Below are 19,023 nucleotides of genomic sequence, written 5' to 3'. Positions count from 1 at the left end.
TAGCGGCTGTCATTATGCTGAACAACCATGCAGGAAAATGAGGTCAGAACAGAGCTGGTCATCCCCGCGCCGATCGACGACGTGTGGCGGCTGCTCGTGGACTTCGCCGGCTATGCGAAGTGGAACCCCGTGATGGAATACACGCAGGTGGATGGCTTGCACACCAAGGTGAAGGCGGCCAAGGGCACGCCGTTCGAGCGCGACTTCGACGGCGAGATCACGTCGATGGAGCCGTTCGTGCTGGCGTCCCAGGGCGGCGACCCGGAGATGTTCTTCGGCCGCCACCGCTGGGAACTCAGCGAAACCGACGGCGGCACCCACCTGGTCAACGTCGAGGAGTTCACCGGCCCGATGGCCGCCGACGTGCTGACGCAGACCCGCGAGGTGCTCGTCGCGGAGTTCGACGCCTTCAACCAGGCGCTGCTGCAAGTCTTCGCCGACGAGCGTTCGTAGCGCTCTCAGAGATCCGGGTTCGCCGCGAACAGGATCTCCAGCACGTCGTCGCGTTCGAGCATGGCGGCACACCAGGCGAAATGACCGTCAGCCCCGTCCACGCCGAAGGCGTTGGCGGTCGCGATCGCATAGGCCGCCCGGTAGAGCAGCATGCGTGCAAGGGAATGGCCGCGCTGTTGCGCCAGCACGGCCATCAGCGCGTCGTCGGAAGCACGGGCGCCAGGACCGTACATGTCGAAGATCCCGGCGGCGATCGACGCCTCGAAGGTGTGGTCGCCCGCCGTGGTGAGGAAGCTCCAGTCGATCACGGCGGTCACCCGGAACTCGTCGTCCACCAGGATGTTCGCCGGGACGAGGTCCCCGTGCACGATCCGGTCGGGTGCCGGCGGCACCCGCTCCAGCAGACGGTGCACGCACGCCAGCTTGCGATCGAAGTCCGTGATCCTGGCGCGCAGCACGTCGGCGTGAGCGGCGGCCCGCCGCTCGACCAGCGCCGCCAGCGCCTCCGTCCAGCGCTCATGTCGCGCCCACAACGACGTGCTCTCCTCCAGCACGGTCAATGCTCGCGCCGCAGGACCGGCCTCCGTCCCCGCCAGCCCCGCCACCACCGCCAGCGCGGCCTCGTGCGCCACCGCCAGGGGAATCCGTTCGTCCTGCAGCGAATCCGACAGCGGGGTGCCGGGCAGCCGGCGTTCGAGCGTCACCGCGTGCCCGTCCACCTCGTCGACCTGGAGGATCAGCGGCGTCGCGTACGGCAGGTCCTGGGCGAGCAACTCCTGCTGGAACTCCTGTGTCAGCAGGAGATCAGCCGGCCCGCGCCGGAACCAGGCCTTGCCCACGAACCCGTCGCCCAGGTCGTGGACGACGCCTTCCACGCCACGTCCGAGGAGAACGACGGCAGGATGCCCCTGCGCGCGGAAGTGATCCGCCCAGCGGTCGTCCTGATTCACCTCGGCGCTACTTGGACTCATCGCCTACCAGGGTCTCCAGCGCGTCCAGCGCGTTCACCAAAGCCGACACGTGCTCGGGAGTGAGCTGCTCGATCCGCCGCTGCAACTCGCGCACCCGCGCGGACCGCACGCCCGACACCATCGTCTCGCCCTCGGGCGTGGGGGTGGCGAGCCAGGCGCGGCCGTCCTGCGGATCCGGTTCGCGCTTCACGTAACCGGCCTCGACCAGCGCGGCGACGATGCGGGACAACGTCGGGGGCGCCACGCCTTCCTTGTTCGCCAGGTCGCCCAGGCGCATGGGACCGCACCTGGCCAGCGTGGCGAGCGCGGAGACCGCGCCGGGGCCGAGTCCGGGGGAACCGGTGCGTCGCAGCAACCGGGCCAGCCGGCCGATCGCCAGGTACAGACGCGCGGTCGCGTCCTCGACCTCGGCGTCAATGGGGGCCGTCACGGCTTGTCGTCCTCCTCGGCGGGGATCAGGTAATGGTCAATCATCCCCCAACACGTGAGTACCCAAGGTAGCGACTCAAAGACCTGGCGAAGACGCTTGGGCCCAAAAGCGCTGCGGAATCCGGCCTGCCAACCGCGCCAGCCTTCCGCCCTCGACCGCACAACGCATGGCGGCGCCCATCCGTTCCGGGTCCTGCGCTCGTGTGACCGCGGTCGCCAGCAACACCGCTGAGCAGCCGAGTTCCATGGCCAGCGCCGCATCGGACGCCGTGCCGATGCCCGCGTCTAGAACTACTGGAACAGAAGCTCTGGAAGTGATGAGCTCGATGTTGTGCGGGTTGCGGATGCCGAGTCCTGTCCCGATCGGCGAACCGAGCGGCATGACCGTGGCGCAGCCGATGTCCTGGAGCTTCAACGCCAGCACCGGATCGTCATTCGTGTACGGCAGTACCACGAATCCGTCGTTGACCAACCGCTCGGCCGCGTCGAGCAGCTCGACCGGGTCCGGCAGCAAGGTCTCCTCGTCGTGCACGACCTCGAGCTTGACCCAGTTCGTCTCCAACGCCTCGCGCGCCAGCTGTGCGGTCAGCACGGCCTCGGCGGACGTGCGGCAGCCGGCGGTGTTCGGCAGGACCTCGATTCCAAGGCGCCGCAACAACTCCAGCACGCCGGTCTGACCGGCGGCGTCCACCCGGCGCATCGCCACGGTGGTGAGCTCGGTGCCGGACGCCACCAGGGCCCGTTCCAGCACGGAGAGGTTCGCGGCACCGCCGGTGCCGGTGATGAGCCTGGACCGGAACTCCCGGCCCGCGATGATCAACGGGTCGTCCACGTCAGCCTCCCTGGACCGCGGTCAGCACCTCGACCACGCCGCCGTCCGGCACGATCGTCCTGTCCCACAACGCTCTTGGTACGACCGCACCGTCGAGCGCCACGGCCACGCCCTTGTCCGGCGCCCCCACCAGCGATACCACCGCGGCCACCGACGTACCGTCGTCGAGGTCCCGAGAAGTGCCGTTGACCTGTGCTTTCACGAACTTCCTCCCTCAAGCAGCCCGACCACGAGACGAGCGGTGTGCGGGGCCAGCAGCAGACCGTTGCGGTGGTGGCCGGTCGCGGCGATCACGCCGGGTTCGAGCCGGCGCACGATCGGGACGTTGTCGGGACTGCCCGCGCGGAACCCGACGGCGGCCTCGGTCAGCGTGTACTCGGCGATGCCCGGCAGCACGGTTTCCGCGTCCCGCAACAGGTCTCGCACCCCTGCGACGGAAACATCCGTGTCGAACCCCACTTCGTACTGGGTCGCGCCGACGACCAGTCCGTCCGATCGCGGCACCAGATACACCGGTCGCCCCGAAACCAGAGCGCGGATGGTGTGCCGAGGGGGCGGCAAGGCGCCAGGCCGATGCGTCAGCCGCAGAATCTCACCCTTGACCGGCCGGATCACGTCGCGCAGCGCGGGATGCAAACGGCCGCTCCACGCCCCGGCCGCGATCACCGTGACCCGTCCCTCCACATCGGACCGCACGCCGAGGTCGACGCATGCCTTCCACAGTGCGGAAAGCAGCGCGCGGTTGTCGACGGCGAGATCACCCGACGCGTACACGCCACCACGAACCGCGGGGCCCAGCGACGGTTCCAGCGCACGGATCTCCCGTGAGGTCAGCAACTCCCCCGCGTGCCGCAGGTCGGCGAGGTCACCAGGCTGGGTGCCGACCGCCAGCGTGCCCGCGGTGAACAGCTCGACGCCGATCGACGCGGCGAAGTCCGGCCACATCGCCAGGGCCTCGACACCCTGCGCCACCACGGCTTCCTCGCCCGGCCACGCCTCCGTCAACGGCGCGAGCATCCCGCCCGCGACCCGCGATCCCGCGTGCGGCGAACCCTCGTCGAAGACGGAAACCGAGTAGCCGGCCCGTGCCGCGAACAACGCGACGGACAGGCCGATGACACCGCCACCCCGGACGGCCACTTCCACACTGCTCAAGGCATTCACGCTCCCTGCGCCGGCATGACCCGGATCAGGTTCGACGGTCGGAGCGAACCACGCTCCCTCTCAGCCCGGTTTTCTCCAGGCTCCCGTGCGGACCGCCATCAACATAACGGTTAACGTGCGTACGTGCCAGGACTCGACGGAAACCTGATCAGGCAACGACTCGCCGACGCCACGCTCTACCTCTGCACGCCGAACCGGCCTGATCTGGCCGAGTTCGCGGACGCGGCCCTCGCCGGCGGCGTCGACATCATCCAGTTGCGGGACAAGTCACTCGAGGCGAAGCAGGAGATCGAGGCGATCGAGATTCTCGCCGAGGCGACCGAGCGCCACGGCAGGCTGCTCGCCGTTAACGACCGCGCGGACATCGCGCACGCGGTCGACGCCGACGTGCTGCACCTCGGCCAGGACGACCTGCCGGTGCCGCTCGCCCGCAGGATCATCGGCGACGAGGTGGTCATCGGCCGCTCCACCCACGACATCGACCAGATGTCCGCGGCGGCGGTGGAACCCGGCGTGGACTACTTCTGCACCGGGCCTTGCTGGCCGACCCCGACCAAGCCCGGCCGTCCGGCGCCCGGACTCGACCTGGTCCGCGCCACGAAGACCGACCGGCCGTGGTTCGCGATCGGTGGCATCGACCTCACCAACCTGCACGAGGTGAAGGAGGCCGGAGCCACCCGCGTGGTCGTCGTCCGGGCCATCACCGACGCCGAGGACCCCCGCGAGGCGGCCGAGTCGTTCAAATTTGAACTTGATCGTTGAAATTTGAACTAAGAGGCGTACGCTCGAAGACGTGAGCGCACCAGTGCTGTACCTGAGCCACGGAGCACCCCCGCTGGCTGACGACGAGAAGTGGACCAGAGAGCTCAAGGACTGGTCCGCCACGCTGCCGCGCCCGGAGGCCGTGCTCATGGTCTCCGCGCACTGGGAGGAGGCACCGACGACCATCGGCGCCACCGAGACCGTTCCGCTGGTCTACGACTTCTGGGGCTTCCCGCAGCGCTACTACGAGGTCACGTACGAGGCTCCTGGCGCACCTGAGCTCGCCGAGGACGTGCGCAAGCTCCTCGGCGGGCACGTCGAGCAGGACACCGAGCGCGGCCTCGACCACGGCGCCTACGTGCCGCTGAAGGAGATGTTCCCGGACGCGGACGTGCCGGTGCTGCAGATGTCGATGCCCACGCTCGACCCGCGTGAGCTGCACGAGATCGGCCGGAAGCTGGCGCCGCTGCGCGACCAGAACGTGCTGATCGTCGGCAGCGGGTTCATGACGCACAACCTGAGCTGCGTGCACTTCGACCAGGGCCCGGACCACGAGGCGCCGTCGTGGTCGAAGGAGTTCGACGACTGGGCGCACCAGCAGCTGGCCAACGGCGACGTGGACGCGTTGCTCGACTTCCAGCAGAAGGCGCCGGCCGCCGGCATCGCACATCCGAGGACCGAGCACTTCGCGCCGTTGTTCGTGGCGCTCGGCGCTGCGAGCGACGAGAAGGCCCGTACCAGCGTCGAAGGCTTCTGGTACGGACTCTCGAAGCGGTCCGTGCAGTTCAGCTAGCCGCCCCTTCGAGGAACAGCGTGGCCAGCCGCCGCGCGAGCGGGGGCGTCCCGGAGCGGACGCCCCCGCTCGCCATCAGGAGCAGCACCACGTCGTCGACCGAGAAGTCGGCCCGCAGCCGCCCGGTCGCCTTCGCCCGCCTGATGAGCTCGGCGAGCGAGCGGAACGACGTCTCGCGCACCGAGGCGAAGTCGATCGCCCTGGGATAGGCGCTCGTGAAGGCCGCCGAGAACCCGCGGTCGAGCACGTGCAGGAGGCACAGCTGCTCCACGGTCCGGCAGAACCCCTGCCAGGGATCCGGGTTCGCGAGGCCCTCGTCGACCACGGCCGTGCAGGCCGCCAGCCGCTCCGCGAACGCCTCCGCCAGGAGCGCCTCCTTGGTGGGAAAACGGCGGTAGAGCGTCGCCGGACCGACCCCGGCCCGACGGGCGATCTCGCGCATCGGCACGTCCAGGCCTTCGGAGGCGAAGGCCTCCCGCGCGACCGCCAAGATCCGGTCGCGGTTGTCCCGGGCGTCCGAACGCAGGTTCTGAGTCAGATCCACCGTCACCGTCTCAGTTTCGGCTAAGTGGACGCCCTGTTCCACTAATTTCGCCGTCATGCGAGCACTTCAGTTCAGCCAGTACGGACCCGCTGACCTCCTGCACGTGGCCGAGGTCGCCGAACCGCACGCGGGTCCCGGCCAGGTCCGCATCGCCGTGCGCGCCTCCGGGGTCACTCCTGGCGACACCTACCTGCGGTCCGGGATGTTCGGCGAGCGGTTGTCGTCGCGGTTGCCGTTGCCGCACGTGCCCGGCGTGGACGCGGCCGGTGTCGTCGACGAGGTCGGTGAGGGGGTGACCGGCGCGAACACCGGCGACGAGGTGTTCGGGATGGTCGACCTGGCCCTGCTCGGCGGAGCCAACGCCGAGTTCGCGGTGCTGGCCGCGTGGGCACCGAAGCCGGCCGCCCTGAGCTGGGAGCAGGCGGGCGGCGCGGCGGCCAACGTGGAGACCGCCACCAGGGCGCTGGACCTGCTCGGGGTGCGCGACGGCACGACGTTGCTGATCGCGGGGGCCGCGGGCGGGGTCGGCACCGTGGCGATCCAACTGGCGGCGGCCAGGGGTGCGCGGGTGATCGGGACCACCGGGCCGTCGAGTCAGGACCTGGTGGCCTCGCTGGGGGCGACGCCGGTCGAGTACGGCGAGGGCTTGGCCGAGCGGGTCGCGGCGGCGCTGTCGCGGCCGCCACACGACGGTGGTGCGGTCGGCGCCGTCCTGCACTGCGCGGGCACCGTGCCCGACCTCATCTCGATCGCGGGCTCGCCGGACCGCGTGGTGACGATCGCCGACCTGTCCGGCGACCACGGGATCCGGCTGACACACACCGCGGCCGGCCCTGATGCCGATCCCCAGGCGCTGCACGGCCTCGCCATCGCGGCGGCACTCGCCGAGCAGGGCGCGTTCACCGTTCCGCTGGCCGAGGTCTTCCCGCTCGCCCAGGGAGCCGACGCCCACAGGCTGAGCGAGACCGGGCACGCCCACGGCAAGATCGTGCTCGTCTGAGAACGCGAAAGCGCCGCGACACCGAGGTGCCGCGGCGCTTTCGGTCTGATGCCTAGCCCCGTGTGAGGGTCAGGCCGTAGCGCGACAGGATCGGGTTCACCGGCTGGAAGTACGTGGTGCCGCCGGACGTGCAGTTGCCGGAACCGCCGGACGTCACGCCCTGGGCCTGGCCGAAGCCCGAGCCCGCCACCCACGAACCACCGGAGTCACCGGGCTCCGCGCACGCGTTGGTGCGAGTGAGGCCGCGGACGGTGCCCTGCGGGTAACTCACGGTCTGGTTCTTGGCCTGGACCGTGCCGCAACGCCAGCCGGTCGTCGAGCCGGAACGGCAGATCTGCGCGCCGACAGCCGCCTCGCTGGAGCCCTTGACGATCACGTTGGCGCCGCCGTAGCGGTTGACCCACGGCCGCGGCGTCCAGTTCGCGTTCGTGCGGACCCACGAGTAGTCGTTGCCGGGGAACGTCGAGCCGGCGAACGTGCCCGCCGCGACCCGGTTGTAGCCGGACACCGCGGTGCCCGTCGTGCCGCAGTGGCCCGCGGTCACGAAGCCGCCGGACACGGAGAAGCCGAGCGAGCAACGTCCGCCACCCATGTAGATGGCGTCACCACCGCGCAGGTCGTACAGCGGCTTGGGGTTCTCGGTCACCTCTTCGACCGTGACGTTCGAGCCGATGGACTTCGCGGTGGCGATGAACCTGTCCGCCGCGGCGTCGCGGGTGAGCTTGTTGACCTCGACCACGACGCTGTTGGACTTCTCGTCCACCCGCCAGCTGGTGATCGCCGAAGGGGCGGTCATGAGGTCGAGCACCGACTTGGTGCCGTTGAGCTGAGTGAGCGAGTTCGACACGACCTGGGTGTCGGCGCCGCTCACGGAGAGTCCCGGCCTGGTCACGGCGACGGTCAGTCTGCCGCTCGCCTGGTCGATCCACGCTCCGCCGAACGCGTCGCCCAGAGAGGACTTCGCCTGCTCCGCGATATCGCTCGACTTCTGGTCAGAAGCCAACCGGACGCGGGCCTGCTCAGCGTTCAGGCCCAAATCACGCTGGACCGCTTGGAGCAATTCGGCCGGGTAGCTCTCCGTGTCGGAACCGGTTGGGGCGACCGGTGCGGCAGGGGCGCCAAACGCCGGTACGCTGAGAGCAGTCACGACTCCGGTGGCGAGCAGAACGGCACCGGTTACACGGGCCGCACTCGTGCGGTTCATCAGACGTCTCCCTCACTTTCGGGTGCAGGGGAACCCGAGAGATCGGTTGCAGGGACCTCTCTCGGGGGCTCTAGGGGGACGGGTGGTGGGGCGGCGGCAGGGGTCGCCCCACCCCTCCCACTTCATTCCAGCTGAGTTCTCGACCAAGGACGCTGCGCTCAAGTGGTCGTTCCACGAGCCTCATCGCGCCCTCCCTCAGTCTCTTTCGGAGCTAAACGTTCGCCCGTTCGAGTGATACTGCCGGGCCGTTAGCTATTACGCCTGAACCCGACAGTGGACGAAGTGTGTCACAGCTCACGACAGATCAACTCCGCTGCGTAGCAATTGACAGTTAACTGTCGCTCAACGTAGTGACGTGATCACCGAATGGGGTCGACAGTTGACGGGGGTGTCGAGCTGTCGGTCGGCTGTCGGGATCCTGTCGACGTAGTCGGCGGTCCGGTCGGTGTCGTGCTTTCGGTGGGCGACTGACTGGTCGTACTCGACGGGCTCGGTGGCACCGTCACGGTCACCGTTTCGGTCTTCGTCGTCTCGGTGTGGGTTTCGGTGTGCGTGCTCGTGCTCGACGTCGGGCCGGTGTCCGCCGATGTCGGCTTTCCGGTGACGAGTTGGACGCTCGTGACGGTGAGAACGGTGACCACGAAGGCGAGCAGGCCGCCGACCGCGATGACCTGCCAACGCTTTTCGCGTTCCATCGACCGTTGGTAGAGCACGGCGCCCACAGTGGTCACCACGCTCGCGAGGATCGCGCCGATGATGGTGCCGACGACGTTGAGGCGAAGGCTCAGCACGGCCGCGGTGACGGCGGCGAGCACACTCGCGACGAGCTTGACGGGGGGTGATCTTCTCCTTATCAGACATGACACTTGTGGGACGTCGGGCACAGTTCACCGGTTGTGCGCCGGTGACGTGCATCATCAACGCATGCGCTTGGTGACTCTCGAAGACGTCCACGCGGCCGCCGCCGCGATCGCCCCGCATGTCGTCCGCACACCGTTGCTGTCCTTCGGTCCGGACTTCTGGATCAAGCCGGAGTGCCTCCAGCCGATCGGGGCCTTCAAACAGCGCGGCGCGGTGAACGCGTTGTCCCGCATACCTTCCGAGGACCGCGCCCGTGGTGTCGTGGCGTACTCGAGCGGTAACCACGCGCAAGCGGTCGCCTACGCCGCCAAGACCCTCGGCATGCCGGCGGCGATCGTCGTGCCGAACAACACGCCCCAGCTGAAGATCGACGCGACGCGCGCGCACGGCGCCGAGGTGTTCGTCGTCGGCATCACCGAACGCGAGTCGCGCGCCTACGAACTGGTGGAGGAGCGCGGCGCGACGTTGATCCCGCCGTTCGACCACGCGGACGTCATCGCCGGCCAGGGCACCATCGGCCTGGAGATCCTCGACGACCTCCCCGAGGTCGCCACGATCCTGGTCCCGGTGAGCGGCGGCGGGTTGATCTCTGGTGTCGCCACGGCCGTGAAGTCGTTGCGCCCCAACGTTCGCGTGATCGGCGTCGAGCCAGAACTGGCCGGCGACGCCGCCGCGTCGCTGCACGAGGGCAAGCTGGTCCGCTGGGACGCGCACGACCGTGCCCGCACCGGCGCCGACGGCCTGCGCGCCGAGCCGTCCGACCTCACGTTCGCCCACATCCGCGAGTACGTCGACGACATCGTGACCGTCACCGAGGACGAGATCCGGGCAGCGGTGGGGGAAATCGCCCGGCGCACGCGGGTCGTCGCCGAACTGAGCGGCGCGGTTCCCGTTGCCGCGTACCTGAACCGCGAACTGCCCACCGGCCCGACCGTGGCCGTGGTGTCCGGCGGCAACATCGAGCCGAAGCTGTTCGCCGAACTGGTCGGCGAATGATCTCGCTCGACGACGTCCGGAAGGCGGCGGCGGTGATCGCACCGCACGTGGTGCGCACGCCGCTGCTGCCGTTCGGTTCCGGCTGGCTCAAGCCCGAAAACCTGCAGCCGATCGGCGCGTTCAAACTCCGCGGCGCGCTGAACGCGTTGGCACGCCTGGAGAATCGCGCCAACGGCGTGGTGGCCTACTCCAGCGGCAACCACGCCCAGGCCGTGGCGTTCGCGGCCCGGCTGCACGGCGTCCCGGCGGCGATCGTGATGCCTTCGAACACCCCTGAGGTCAAGATCGCGGCCACGAAAGCACTGGGAGCCGAGGTCTTCATCGTCGGCATCACCGAACGCGTGGAACGGGCGCAGGCCCTCGTCGCCGAACGCGGCGCCGCGCTGATCCCGCCGTTCGACCACCCTGACGTGATCGCCGGCCAGGGCACGATCGGCCTGGAGATCCTGGAGGACCTGCCTTCCCCGGACGCCGTCGTGGTCCCGATGTCCGGCGGCGGACTGGTCTCCGGCGTCGCCACGGCGATCAAGGCGCTGAGCCCCGGCACCCGTGTCATCGGAGCGGAACCCACCCTGGCCGCCGACATCGCGGCGTCGCTCAAGGCCGGCGAACTCGTGCGCTGGGACCCTCTGCAACGCGCTCAGACGGCCGCTGACGCGCTGCGGGACGAGCCCTCGGAGCTGACCTGGGCGCACATCAGCAAGCTCGTCGACGACGTGATCACGGTGTCGGAAGATGAGATCCGCACCGCCATGGCCGACCTGGTCGGGCGCGCCAGGCTCGTCTCAGAACCCAGCGGCGCTGTCGCGGTCGCGGCGCAGGCGAAACTCGGCGGCGGTGTCGCCATCGTGTCCGGCGGCAACGTCGATCCGGTGCTGTTGCGCGGCGTGCTGGCCAACGGCCAAGCAAGCTGACCGAAACGGAGAGCCGGGTGCTCAGCCGCGGCCGGCGATCACGAACCAGGTCACTGGCTCGCGTGCTGTCCGCCTGACCGGATGTGCGTCGGCGGGCCCTCGACGCCGCAGTGCAGGCAGTCGCCGGGGTGCGGGTTGTCCGGCTGCTCGTGGTCCGTGGCCAGCACCCGGTTGTCCACGCCGATCGCGAGCACGCCACCCGCGATCGCCGCGACCGCGCACAGCACGAGGGCCATCTGCCAGCCGGAGGTCATGACCGCGGGGTTCGTGTAGTCCTCACCGATCAGGCCGACCGCCGCGGGCAGCACGGCCATGGCGAGCAGGCTGCCGGTGCGCGCCACGGCGTTGTTCACGCCCGACGCGACGCCCGCGTGGTGATCGGGTGCGGCGGCGAGCACGGTCGCGGTGACCGGTGCGACCACGGCGGCCAGGCCGAGGCCGAACACGACCACGCCGGGCAGCACGCCGGTCAGGTACGTCGAGCCGGGTTCGGCCCCCCGCAACAGCAGCATGCCCAGGCCGATCACGATCGGGCCGATGACGAGCTGCCAGCGCGGGCCGTAGCGTTGCGCGATCTTCCCCGAGGTCGACGACAGCAGCAGCATGATGATCGTGAGCGGCACGCTGGCGAGGCCGGACGCCGTCGGCGAGTAGCCGAGCGACACCTGCAGCTGCAGGACCAGCAGCACCATCACGCCGCCGAGCGCCGCGTAGACCAGGAACGTCAGCAGGTTCGCGACCAGGAACGTCCGGTCGCGGAACAGCTCCGGCGGCACCAGCGGATCCGCCGACCGCACCTGGACCACGCCGAACGCGATCATCGCGATCAGCCCGAGTCCGGCCACCAGGTAGGACTGCTCGACCAGGCCGCCGGTCAGCAGGGCGAGCCCGACCGCGCCGACCAGCGCCGAAACGTAGTTGGGGTGCCCGGCTTGTTCGTCGCGCGACTCCGGCACCGACCGCAGCGCGAGCCACACGCACAGCGCGGCCACCGGCAGGTTCACCAGGAACGCGAGCCGCCACGACCACGCCTGCACCAGCAACCCGCCGACGAACGGCCCGATCGCGGTGGCCACGCCGGACAGCCCGGACCAGGCGCCGATCGCGCGCGACCGGTCCTCCCGGTTGAACGACGACTGCAGGATCGCGAGCGCACCCGGCGTCAGCAGCGCCGCGCCCACGCCCTGCAGCACGCGCGCGGCGACCAGCACCGGCACGTCCCACGCGACGCCGCACAGCAGCGACGAGACGCCGAACCACACCACGCCGATCACGTAGACCCGCCGCCGGCCGAACCGGTCACCCAATGATCCGGCGACCAGGATCAGCGAGGCCAGGGCGAGCATGTAGCCGTTCAGGATCCACTGCAGATCGGTGACCGACGCGCTGAACTCCGCGCCGATCCGGGGCAGCGCCACGTTGACGATCGTGCCGTCGAGCATCGCCATGCCCGAGCCGAGGATCGTCGTCGCCAGCACCGCGCGGGCGCGTGGCGTGCCCCAGGTGATCATGCGCGGCTGATCAAGACGGTCGGTTCAGCGTGGCGACGAACTTGTAGCGGTCGCCGCGGTAGACCGAACGCACCCACTCGATCGGATTGCCCTCGGTGTCGAACGAGTGCCGCGACAGCAGCAGCATCGGCAGGCCGATGTCCGCACCGAGCAGCTCCGCCTCTTCCGGCGAGGCGAGCGCGGTCTCGATCGTCTCCTCGGCGTGTCCCATCTCGACACCGAACCGCTCGGACAGCACCTGGTACAGCGAGGCGCCGGGCGCGAGGTAGCGCCTGAGCCCGCGGAACCGTCCGAGCGCCAGGTGAGTCGTCTCGATCGCCATCGGCTCGTTGTCCGCGAGGCGCAGGCGGTGCAGGCGCAGCACCTTCGCACCGGGACGCACGCCCAGCAACCGGGCCAGCTCGGCCTCCGCGGGCATCTCCGAAGCCTCGATGAGCTTGGACGACGGCACGCGGCCCTGAGCACGCATGTCCTCTGTGTACGAAGACAGTTGCAACCTCTGGGCGACCTTCGGTTCGGCCGCGAAGGTGCCCTTGCCCTGCACCCGGAGCAGCCGGCCTTCGACCGTCAACTCGGCAAGCGCTTGCCGGACGGTCGTCCTGGAGACGTCGAACTCCGCGGCCAGCGACCGTTCCGTGGGGATCGGCGAACCGGGCGGCAGCGCCCTCAACAGGTCGAGCAGGTGCCGCTTGAGACCCCAGTACTTGGGTTCGCGTTGTGCACGCGTCCTGGCGTCCACGCCTGATGCAGGCGTCGTCTCCAGCATGGCCTCCTCCTCGCACTCCATGTCACGCCACACAAGGATGCCTTGTCCGTGTCGATTCGTGCGTCTTAACCCCCGCCATTCGACACAAAAAAGGTCCGAGGACTCCGCAACGCTTTGGCAACGCGCTTGACAGGACCGGTGACGCAGCACACGCTGTTGCACATTGGTCTACACCACTTGGGCGTTCCGGCCGAGGGGCCGGGCTTGCTGAAAGGGCGCGACTGTGAAGGGCTGGAGAGGACTCGCTGCTGGTGCCGCCGCACTGGCAGTGGCCGTGTCGGGATGTGGCACGAGCACGAACAGCGGTAGCGGCACGGAGACCAAAGAGATCACCGTGTGGCTCATGGACGGCTCCGCGCCGACGACCCTGACCGACGCTCTGAACAAGGAGTTCGAGAGCGCGAACGGCATCAAGGTCAAGTACGAGGTCCAGAAGTGGGGCGGCATCCAGGAGAAGCTGACCACCGCGCTGGCCAGCAGCACCCCGCCCGACGTCATCGAGCTCGGCAACACCCAGACGGCGAGCTTCGCCGACCAGGGCACCCTCGCCGACCTGACCGCGGACGCCGGCCAGTTCAACGGTGGCGAGTGGCTGGGCGGCCTGAAGGACTCGCTCACGCTGAACGGCAAGCAGTACGGCGTGCCGTTCTACGCCGCGAACCGCACGGTCATCTACCGCACCGACCTGTTCCAGGCCGCCGGCATCGCGCAGCCGCCGACGTCGCGGGCCGAGTGGATCGACGCGATCAACAAGCTCAAGGCCGCGAACGCGTCCAACCCGGACTTCCAGGCCCTCTACCTGCCCGGCCAGTCCTGGTACTTCCTGCTCTCGCTGCTCTGGGACGAGGGCGGCGACGTCGCCACGCAGGACGGCGGCAAGTGGACGAGCAAGCTCGACTCGGCGCAGTCCAAGGCCGGTTTCGAGGCCTACAAGGCGCTGTACGACGCCTCGGCCGCCAAGAAGGCGCCGGCTGACACCGACGAGGCCAAGCCGCAGCAGATGGAGGTCTTCGGCACGGGCAACGTCGGCATGATGATCGGTCTGCCGTGGGAGCTCGCCGGTGCCGTCAAGGCCAAGCCGGACCTGAAGGACAAGACCGCGGCGTTCCCGATCCCGTCCAAGAAGGCCGGCTCGACCGCGCCGGTGTTCCTCGGCGGCTCGAACCTCGCCATCCCGGCGGCCAGCAAGAACTCCGCCGCGGCCAAGAAGTACCTGGCGCTGCTGTCGTCCAAGAAGTACCAGGAGCAGCTCGCCGAGGGCGGCTCGGTGCCCGGCACCTCGAAGGACACCGCGAAGCTCGCCACCACGCCGCTCGGCAAGGCCATGGCGACCTCGTCCCAGAACGGCAAGGTCACCCCGGTGACGCCGAAGTGGGCGGCCGTCGAGGCGGGCCAGAACCCGCTCAAGGACGCGCTGACCGCGTACCTGACCGGCGCGAAGACGCTGGACCAGGCGACGAAGGACGCGAGCGACGCCGTCACCAAGGCCATGGGCTAGCCCAGCTGAGATGACGGCCGTCAAGACGACCGAAACGGCAGCGCCGGCCGGGGACATCCCGCCGGCGCTGCCGCCTGCCGTGACGGGCGGGGCGCGCCAGCGTCGCCGCCGGGCCGGCGCCTTCGACCGGGCGCTGCCCTACCTGCTGATCGCTCCGGCGCTCATCGCGATCCTCTGGCTGATCGGGTTCCCGGTCGTCTCGGTCTTCGTGACGAGCTTCCGCCAGCTCAACCTCGGCGAGCTGGTCCGCGGCGAGATCGTGTGGACCGGCATCGACAACTACGTGACGGTGCTGCAGGACGAGCGCTTCTGGACCGTCTCGCTGCGGACCGTGGTGTTCACCGTCGCCGTCGTCGGCGTGTCGGTGGGCGCGGGTCTGCTGATCGCGCTGCTGATGCGCAAGCTCTCCGGGTGGGTCCGGGTCGCGCTCCAGGTCACGATGCTGTGCGCGTGGGCGATGCCCATCCTCGCGTCCGCGACCGTGTACATCTGGATGTTCGACCAGAACTACGGGATCTTGAACAAGACTCTGGTGCAGCTCGGTTTCGACCAGTTCGCCGGGCACTCCTGGTTCGGTTCCGGCACGTCGACGCTGACCGTCGTCGGTCTGCTCATCGTGTGGCAGGCGATCCCGTTCCTCGCGTTCTCCCTCTACGCCGGAGTCCTCGGCGTGCCTCGTGACCTCTACGAGGCCGCGGGCATCGACGGCGCGACGGGTTGGCAGACGTTCCGCGCGGTGACGTGGCCGGAGATCAAGTCGTTGCTGATGATGGTGACGTTCCTGTCGACCCTGTGGGACTTCAAGGTCTTCGCCCAGATCTGGGTCTTCAAGGAGGGCGGCCCGAGCGGTGAGAGCACGACGCTCGCCGTGCTGCAGTACCTGGAAGGCATCGCGAAGAGCCACTTCGGCGTCGCGGCCGCGATCAGCGTGCTGATGATGGTCATCCTCGGCCTGATCACGTTCCAGTACCTGCGCCGCCTGCTGCAGACCGAGGAGGGCAAGATCTGATGCTCAAGAAGTCTGCGGCGAACGTCGCGGGCCTAGTGCTCGCGCTGTTCTTCCTCTTCCCGACGTACTGGATGATCACGTCCGCGTTGAAGCCCAAGGGCTCGACGATCACCTCGGACTACGACCTCGTGCCGTTGTCGGTGACGTTCTCCAACTTCGTGACGGCGTGGACGAAGCCCGGCTTCCTGTCCTCGCTCGGCAACAGCCTGCTCGTGACGCTGAGCGCGGTGCTCGCCGCGATCATCGTCGGCATCACCGCGGCGGTCGCCATGTCGCGCTTCGCGTTCCGCGGCCGCAAGTCGTTCGTGCTGCTGATGCTGGTGGCGCAGATGGCACCGTTCGAGGCGTTGCTGATCCCGATGTTCCTGATGATGCGGGATCTCCAGCTCTACGAACACCTTTCCTCGTTGGTGCTGGTGTACTTCGCCGTGACGCTGCCGTTCTGCGCGTGGACGTTGCGCGGGTTCGTCAACGGCATCCCGGTCGAGCTCGAAGAGGCCGCGATGGTCGACGGCTGCGGCCGTTGGGGCGCCTTCCAGAAGGTGACGCTGCCGTTGCTCGGACCGGGCCTCGTCGCGACGTCGGTGTTCGCGTTCATCACGGCGTGGAACGAGTTCCTGTTCGCCAAGGTGCTGATCCGCAGCCAGGACAGGGAAACCCTGCCGGTGTGGCTGTCCGGTTTCCAGACCGCGTTCGGCACCGACTGGGGTGGCGCGATGGCCGCGTCAGTCCTGTTCACCGTGCCGGCACTGGTGTTCTTCCTCATCGTCCAGCGCAAGATGGTCGCCGGCGTCACCGCCGGTGCAGTGAAGGGATGACGCGTGGATCAGTTGGCCGCTGCCGTTCTGCTTCCCGGATTCCACGGAACGACCGCCCCCGACTGGTTGCTGCGGCGGGTCGCTGACGGTCTTGGCGGCGTTGTGCTCTTCGGGCGCAACGTCGTCGACGACGCCCAGGTGACCTCTCTCTGCGGTGAACTGCGTTCGGTGCGCCCGGACGTGGTGATCGGCATCGACGAGGAGGGCGGCGACGTCACGCGGCTCGACGCGGGCCGCGGCTCCGAGGTGCCGGGCAACCACGCCCTGGGCGCGGCGGACGACCTCGACCTGACCCGCTCGGTCGCCGTGTCGATCGGCGCGCGCCTGGCTCGTTGTGGCATCTCGCTGAACCTGGCCCCGTCCGCGGATCTGGTGCTGACGCTCGACGACCCGATCATCGGCGTCCGCGCGTTCGGTTCGGACCCGGTGCACGCCGCCCGGCACGTGGCCGCATGGGTCGAGGGCCTCCAGGCCGTCGGCGTTGCCGCTTGTGCCAAGCACTTCCCCGGCCACGGAGCGTCCACTGAGGACTCTCACGAGCAGCTGCCGATCCTCCCGCGCACCGAGGAACAGCTGCGCGCGGTGGAACTCGTGCCGTTCCAGGCGGCCGTGCACGCGGGCGTCCGCTCGATCATGACCGGACACCTCGTCGTCCCCGAGTGGGGCAACGCGCCGGTGACGCTGAACAAGCACGCGATCGACCTGCTGCGCACCGAACTGGGCTTCACCGGCGCGGTGATCACCGACGGCCTGGACATGAAGGCGGTCGGCGGCGACCTGGCCCAGGGCGCCGTGCGCGCCCTGGCCGCAGGTGTAGACGCGATGTGCCTCGGCGGCATGGCCCTGGACGACAACGACCTGCAGTGGCTGATCGACTCGATCGTGGCCGCCGTGAAGTCCGGCGACCTGTCCGAGGAACGCCTGACCCAGGCAGCGACGCGCTCCCTGGCCCTGGGCCTCCCTCCGTCCACCGTGGACGCCCACGACGCCGAGATCGGCCTCACCGCAGCTCGACGCGCGGTGGAGGTGCGTGGCCGCGTTGGTGTCGGTGCCGACCCGGTCGTCGTAGACCTGGTCGTGGACCCGTCGATCGCGGTCGGCGACGTCCCGTGGGGGCTGGGCCCCTACCTGCGCGAGATGCTTCCGGGCACCGAGGTGATCGCGGCCCGCGACATCACGGCTGGCGAAGTTGCGAAAACCGCAGGTGACCGGACGATTGTGGTGGTGACCCGAGATGCCCACCGCCACACCACCGCTCGACAACTGGTAACAAACTTAACTAATCTGGGCCTGGACGTCGTGCACGTCGAAACCGGTGTGCCGGGTCCGGACCTGGGCAGCGTCGCCCGCATCGACACCCACGGCGGTTCTCGGGTGAGCCTCCGAGCCGCGGCCGAGCTGATCCTGAAAGGCACGACATGACCACGCCCCAGCCGGGCCGGCACATGGCAGCGGAGATCGCCGAGCAACCGTCGATCTTCTCTTCCCTGTACGCCGCGCGCTCGGCCATCGCCGAGGTAGCCGCCGTCATCCGCGAACGAGCCCCGCGCTTCGTCCTGTTCGCGGCCCGCGGTTCCAGCGACCACGCCGCCATCTACGCGAAGTACCTGACCGAAATCCTGCTCCAGCTCCCGGCGGGCCTGGTCTCGGCTTCCACGACGACGCTGTACGGCGCCGAGCCCGACCTGCGCGACGTGCTCCTGGTCACGGTGTCGCAGTCCGGCGGCTCCCCCGACCTGCTGGAGGTCACCGCCTCCTACCGCAGGCGCGGGGCTCTGACCGTGGCGGTCACCAACACGCCCAATTCGCCTCTGAACGCGGCCGCCGAGCTGTCGGTGGACGTCTCCGCGGGCGTCGAGCACGCCGTGGCGGCGACCAAGACCTACTCGGCCACCCTGCTGGCGTTGTACCTGCTGATCGACGCCGTGCGCGGCGGCGACGGTGAGGCCGCGGCCTCGCTGGGCGAGCTGGCCCAGGTGACGCTGGACGCGTCGGCCCCGACCGTCGACGAGGCCGTGCGCCGCTACCGGTTCGTGGACCGCGTCCTCACCACCGGCCGCGGCTACTCCTACGCGACGGCGCTGGAGGCTTCGCTCAAGCTCGCGGAGACCTCGTACCTGGCGGCCCGCGCGTACAGCGGCGCCGACCTGCTGCACGGCCCGGTCGCGGCCGTGGACGGCGAGACGGCGGTTCTCGCGATCACCTCGCTGGGCAAGGGCGGCGACTCGATCCGCGACGCCCTCGACGTGGTGCACCAGCGCGGCGCTGACGTGGTGGCAGTCGGTTCGGCCTCCGAGAAGGTGGGCGCGACCCTGGCGATCGCCATCCCGGAAACCGCTGAGGAAGTGGCTCCAGTCCTGGAGATCCTCCCCGTGCAGCGCCTCGCCTACGGCCTGGCACTCGCCCGCGGTGGCGACCCGGACAGCCCGCGCGGCTTGAACAAGGTCACCCGCACGCTGTGAACGACGGAAAGGCCCGCCCGGATCTGCTTCGGGCGG

General features: G+C 69.3%; 21 protein-coding genes and 1 riboswitch. Of the genes, 11 read left to right on the top strand and 10 right to left on the bottom strand.

Annotated elements, in window-relative coordinates; genetic code table 11:
* The first annotated feature begins 27 nt into the window (after nt 1-27).
* Nucleotides 28-453: an SRPBCC domain-containing protein gene (locus B0F77_RS10255; RefSeq protein WP_086662573.1), complete on the top strand. Its 426-nt coding sequence runs from the start codon at nt 28-30 to the stop codon at nt 451-453.
* Between the two features lie 5 nt (nt 454-458).
* Here the strand turns inward: B0F77_RS10255 and B0F77_RS10250 are convergent, their stop codons facing one another.
* The 5 genes from B0F77_RS10250 to B0F77_RS10230 form a co-directional block, all read right to left on the bottom strand.
* A complete protein-coding gene (locus B0F77_RS10250) occupies nt 459-1,424 on the bottom strand; it encodes a phosphotransferase family protein (RefSeq protein WP_086662572.1) in 966 nt (321 codons plus the stop codon).
* Nucleotides 1,411-1,854, bottom strand: coding sequence for a MarR family winged helix-turn-helix transcriptional regulator (locus B0F77_RS10245; RefSeq protein ID WP_245847934.1), 444 nt, complete (start codon nt 1,852-1,854; stop codon nt 1,411-1,413). Before B0F77_RS10245 ends, B0F77_RS10250 begins: the two co-directional genes overlap by 14 nt.
* A 75-nt stretch (nt 1,855-1,929) precedes the next feature.
* Nucleotides 1,930-2,685, bottom strand: coding sequence for a thiazole synthase (gene thiG / locus B0F77_RS10240; protein ID WP_086662571.1), 756 nt, complete (start codon nt 2,683-2,685; stop codon nt 1,930-1,932).
* A gap of 1 nt (nt 2,686) precedes the next feature.
* Nucleotides 2,687-2,887 carry a sulfur carrier protein ThiS gene (gene thiS, locus B0F77_RS10235; protein ID WP_086662570.1) on the bottom strand — a complete coding sequence of 67 codons (201 nt, stop codon included), beginning with the start codon at nt 2,885-2,887 and terminating at the stop codon, nt 2,687-2,689.
* Nucleotides 2,884-3,831: an FAD-dependent oxidoreductase gene (locus tag B0F77_RS10230; RefSeq protein WP_342746788.1), complete on the bottom strand. Its 948-nt coding sequence runs from the start codon at nt 3,829-3,831 to the stop codon at nt 2,884-2,886. The genes thiS and B0F77_RS10230 overlap by 4 nt, the downstream gene beginning before the upstream one ends.
* Before the next feature lie 3 nt (nt 3,832-3,834).
* Nucleotides 3,835-3,946, bottom strand: a riboswitch (TPP riboswitch).
* A 26-nt stretch (nt 3,947-3,972) separates the two neighbouring features.
* Between B0F77_RS10230 and thiE the strand changes: the two genes are divergently transcribed.
* Nucleotides 3,973-4,611 (top strand): thiamine phosphate synthase, encoded by a 639-nt coding sequence (thiE, locus tag B0F77_RS10225; RefSeq protein ID WP_086662568.1) that lies wholly within the window; start codon nt 3,973-3,975, stop codon nt 4,609-4,611.
* Between the two features lie 31 nt (nt 4,612-4,642).
* The gene (locus B0F77_RS10220) at nt 4,643-5,404 is read left to right on the top strand and encodes a dioxygenase family protein (RefSeq protein ID WP_086662567.1); all 762 of its coding nucleotides are present in this window, start codon (nt 4,643-4,645) and stop codon (nt 5,402-5,404) included.
* On the opposite strand, the gene B0F77_RS10215 is transcribed toward B0F77_RS10220, so the two are convergent.
* Nucleotides 5,397-5,954 (bottom strand): TetR/AcrR family transcriptional regulator, encoded by a 558-nt coding sequence (locus B0F77_RS10215; RefSeq protein ID WP_245847933.1) that lies wholly within the window; start codon nt 5,952-5,954, stop codon nt 5,397-5,399. The genes B0F77_RS10220 and B0F77_RS10215 overlap by 8 nt on opposite strands.
* 49 nt (nt 5,955-6,003) lie before the next feature.
* Here B0F77_RS10215 and B0F77_RS10210 point away from each other — a divergent pair, with 49 nt between their 5' ends.
* Entirely contained in the window at nt 6,004-6,948 is a 945-nt protein-coding gene (locus B0F77_RS10210; RefSeq protein ID WP_086662565.1) for an NADP-dependent oxidoreductase, read from the top strand.
* 52 nt (nt 6,949-7,000) lie between these two features.
* On the opposite strand, the gene B0F77_RS10205 is transcribed toward B0F77_RS10210, so the two are convergent.
* Both B0F77_RS10205 and B0F77_RS10200 read right to left on the bottom strand, forming a co-directional pair.
* On the bottom strand, nt 7,001-8,152 hold the full coding sequence (locus B0F77_RS10205) for a S1 family peptidase (protein ID WP_086662564.1): 1,152 nt from the start codon (nt 8,150-8,152) through the stop codon (nt 7,001-7,003).
* Between the two features lie 359 nt (nt 8,153-8,511).
* Nucleotides 8,512-8,967: a hypothetical protein gene (locus B0F77_RS10200; protein ID WP_086662563.1), complete on the bottom strand. Its 456-nt coding sequence runs from the start codon at nt 8,965-8,967 to the stop codon at nt 8,512-8,514.
* 109 nt (nt 8,968-9,076) lie between these two features.
* Between B0F77_RS10200 and B0F77_RS10195 the strand changes: the two genes are divergently transcribed.
* Together B0F77_RS10195 and B0F77_RS10190 are read left to right on the top strand one after the other, a co-directional pair.
* Entirely contained in the window at nt 9,077-10,009 is a 933-nt protein-coding gene (locus tag B0F77_RS10195) for a threonine ammonia-lyase (RefSeq protein ID WP_086662562.1), read from the top strand.
* Nucleotides 10,006-10,923: a threonine ammonia-lyase gene (locus B0F77_RS10190; protein WP_086662561.1), complete on the top strand. Its 918-nt coding sequence runs from the start codon at nt 10,006-10,008 to the stop codon at nt 10,921-10,923. Before B0F77_RS10195 ends, B0F77_RS10190 begins: the two co-directional genes overlap by 4 nt.
* 50 nt (nt 10,924-10,973) lie before the next feature.
* Here the strand turns inward: B0F77_RS10190 and B0F77_RS10185 are convergent, their stop codons facing one another.
* Nucleotides 10,974-12,434, bottom strand: a complete 1,461-nt coding sequence (locus B0F77_RS10185; protein ID WP_086662560.1) for an MFS transporter — start codon at nt 12,432-12,434, stop codon at nt 10,974-10,976.
* 10 nt (nt 12,435-12,444) lie between these two features.
* Nucleotides 12,445-13,200, bottom strand: coding sequence for a GntR family transcriptional regulator (locus B0F77_RS10180; RefSeq protein ID WP_030470948.1), 756 nt, complete (start codon nt 13,198-13,200; stop codon nt 12,445-12,447).
* 223 nt (nt 13,201-13,423) lie between these two features.
* Here B0F77_RS10180 and B0F77_RS10175 point away from each other — a divergent pair, with 223 nt between their 5' ends.
* Genes B0F77_RS10175 through B0F77_RS10155 form a run of 5 tightly spaced genes read left to right on the top strand, consistent with a single transcriptional unit; the run spans nt 13,424 to nt 18,987 of the window.
* On the top strand, nt 13,424-14,698 hold the full coding sequence (locus B0F77_RS10175) for an extracellular solute-binding protein (RefSeq protein WP_086662559.1): 1,275 nt from the start codon (nt 13,424-13,426) through the stop codon (nt 14,696-14,698).
* 10 nt (nt 14,699-14,708) lie between these two features.
* Entirely contained in the window at nt 14,709-15,707 is a 999-nt protein-coding gene (locus B0F77_RS10170) for a carbohydrate ABC transporter permease (RefSeq protein WP_086662558.1), read from the top strand.
* Nucleotides 15,707-16,525, top strand: a complete 819-nt coding sequence (locus tag B0F77_RS10165; RefSeq protein WP_086662557.1) for a carbohydrate ABC transporter permease — start codon at nt 15,707-15,709, stop codon at nt 16,523-16,525. The genes B0F77_RS10170 and B0F77_RS10165 overlap by 1 nt, the downstream gene beginning before the upstream one ends.
* Nucleotides 16,526-16,528: 3 nt before the next feature.
* On the top strand, nt 16,529-17,947 hold the full coding sequence (locus B0F77_RS10160) for a glycoside hydrolase family 3 protein (RefSeq protein ID WP_086662556.1): 1,419 nt from the start codon (nt 16,529-16,531) through the stop codon (nt 17,945-17,947).
* Nucleotides 17,944-18,987 carry an SIS domain-containing protein gene (locus B0F77_RS10155; RefSeq protein ID WP_086662555.1) on the top strand — a complete coding sequence of 348 codons (1,044 nt, stop codon included), beginning with the start codon at nt 17,944-17,946 and terminating at the stop codon, nt 18,985-18,987. The genes B0F77_RS10160 and B0F77_RS10155 overlap by 4 nt, the downstream gene beginning before the upstream one ends.
* Nucleotides 18,988-19,023 lie beyond the last annotated feature (36 nt).

The organism is Lentzea kentuckyensis, assembly GCF_002150765.1.
GTDB classification, from domain to species: Bacteria; Actinomycetota; Actinomycetes; order Mycobacteriales; family Pseudonocardiaceae; genus Lentzea; species Lentzea kentuckyensis.
Note: the sequence above shows the minus strand (reverse complement) of the source record. Positions and strands in the feature narration are given on the sequence as shown.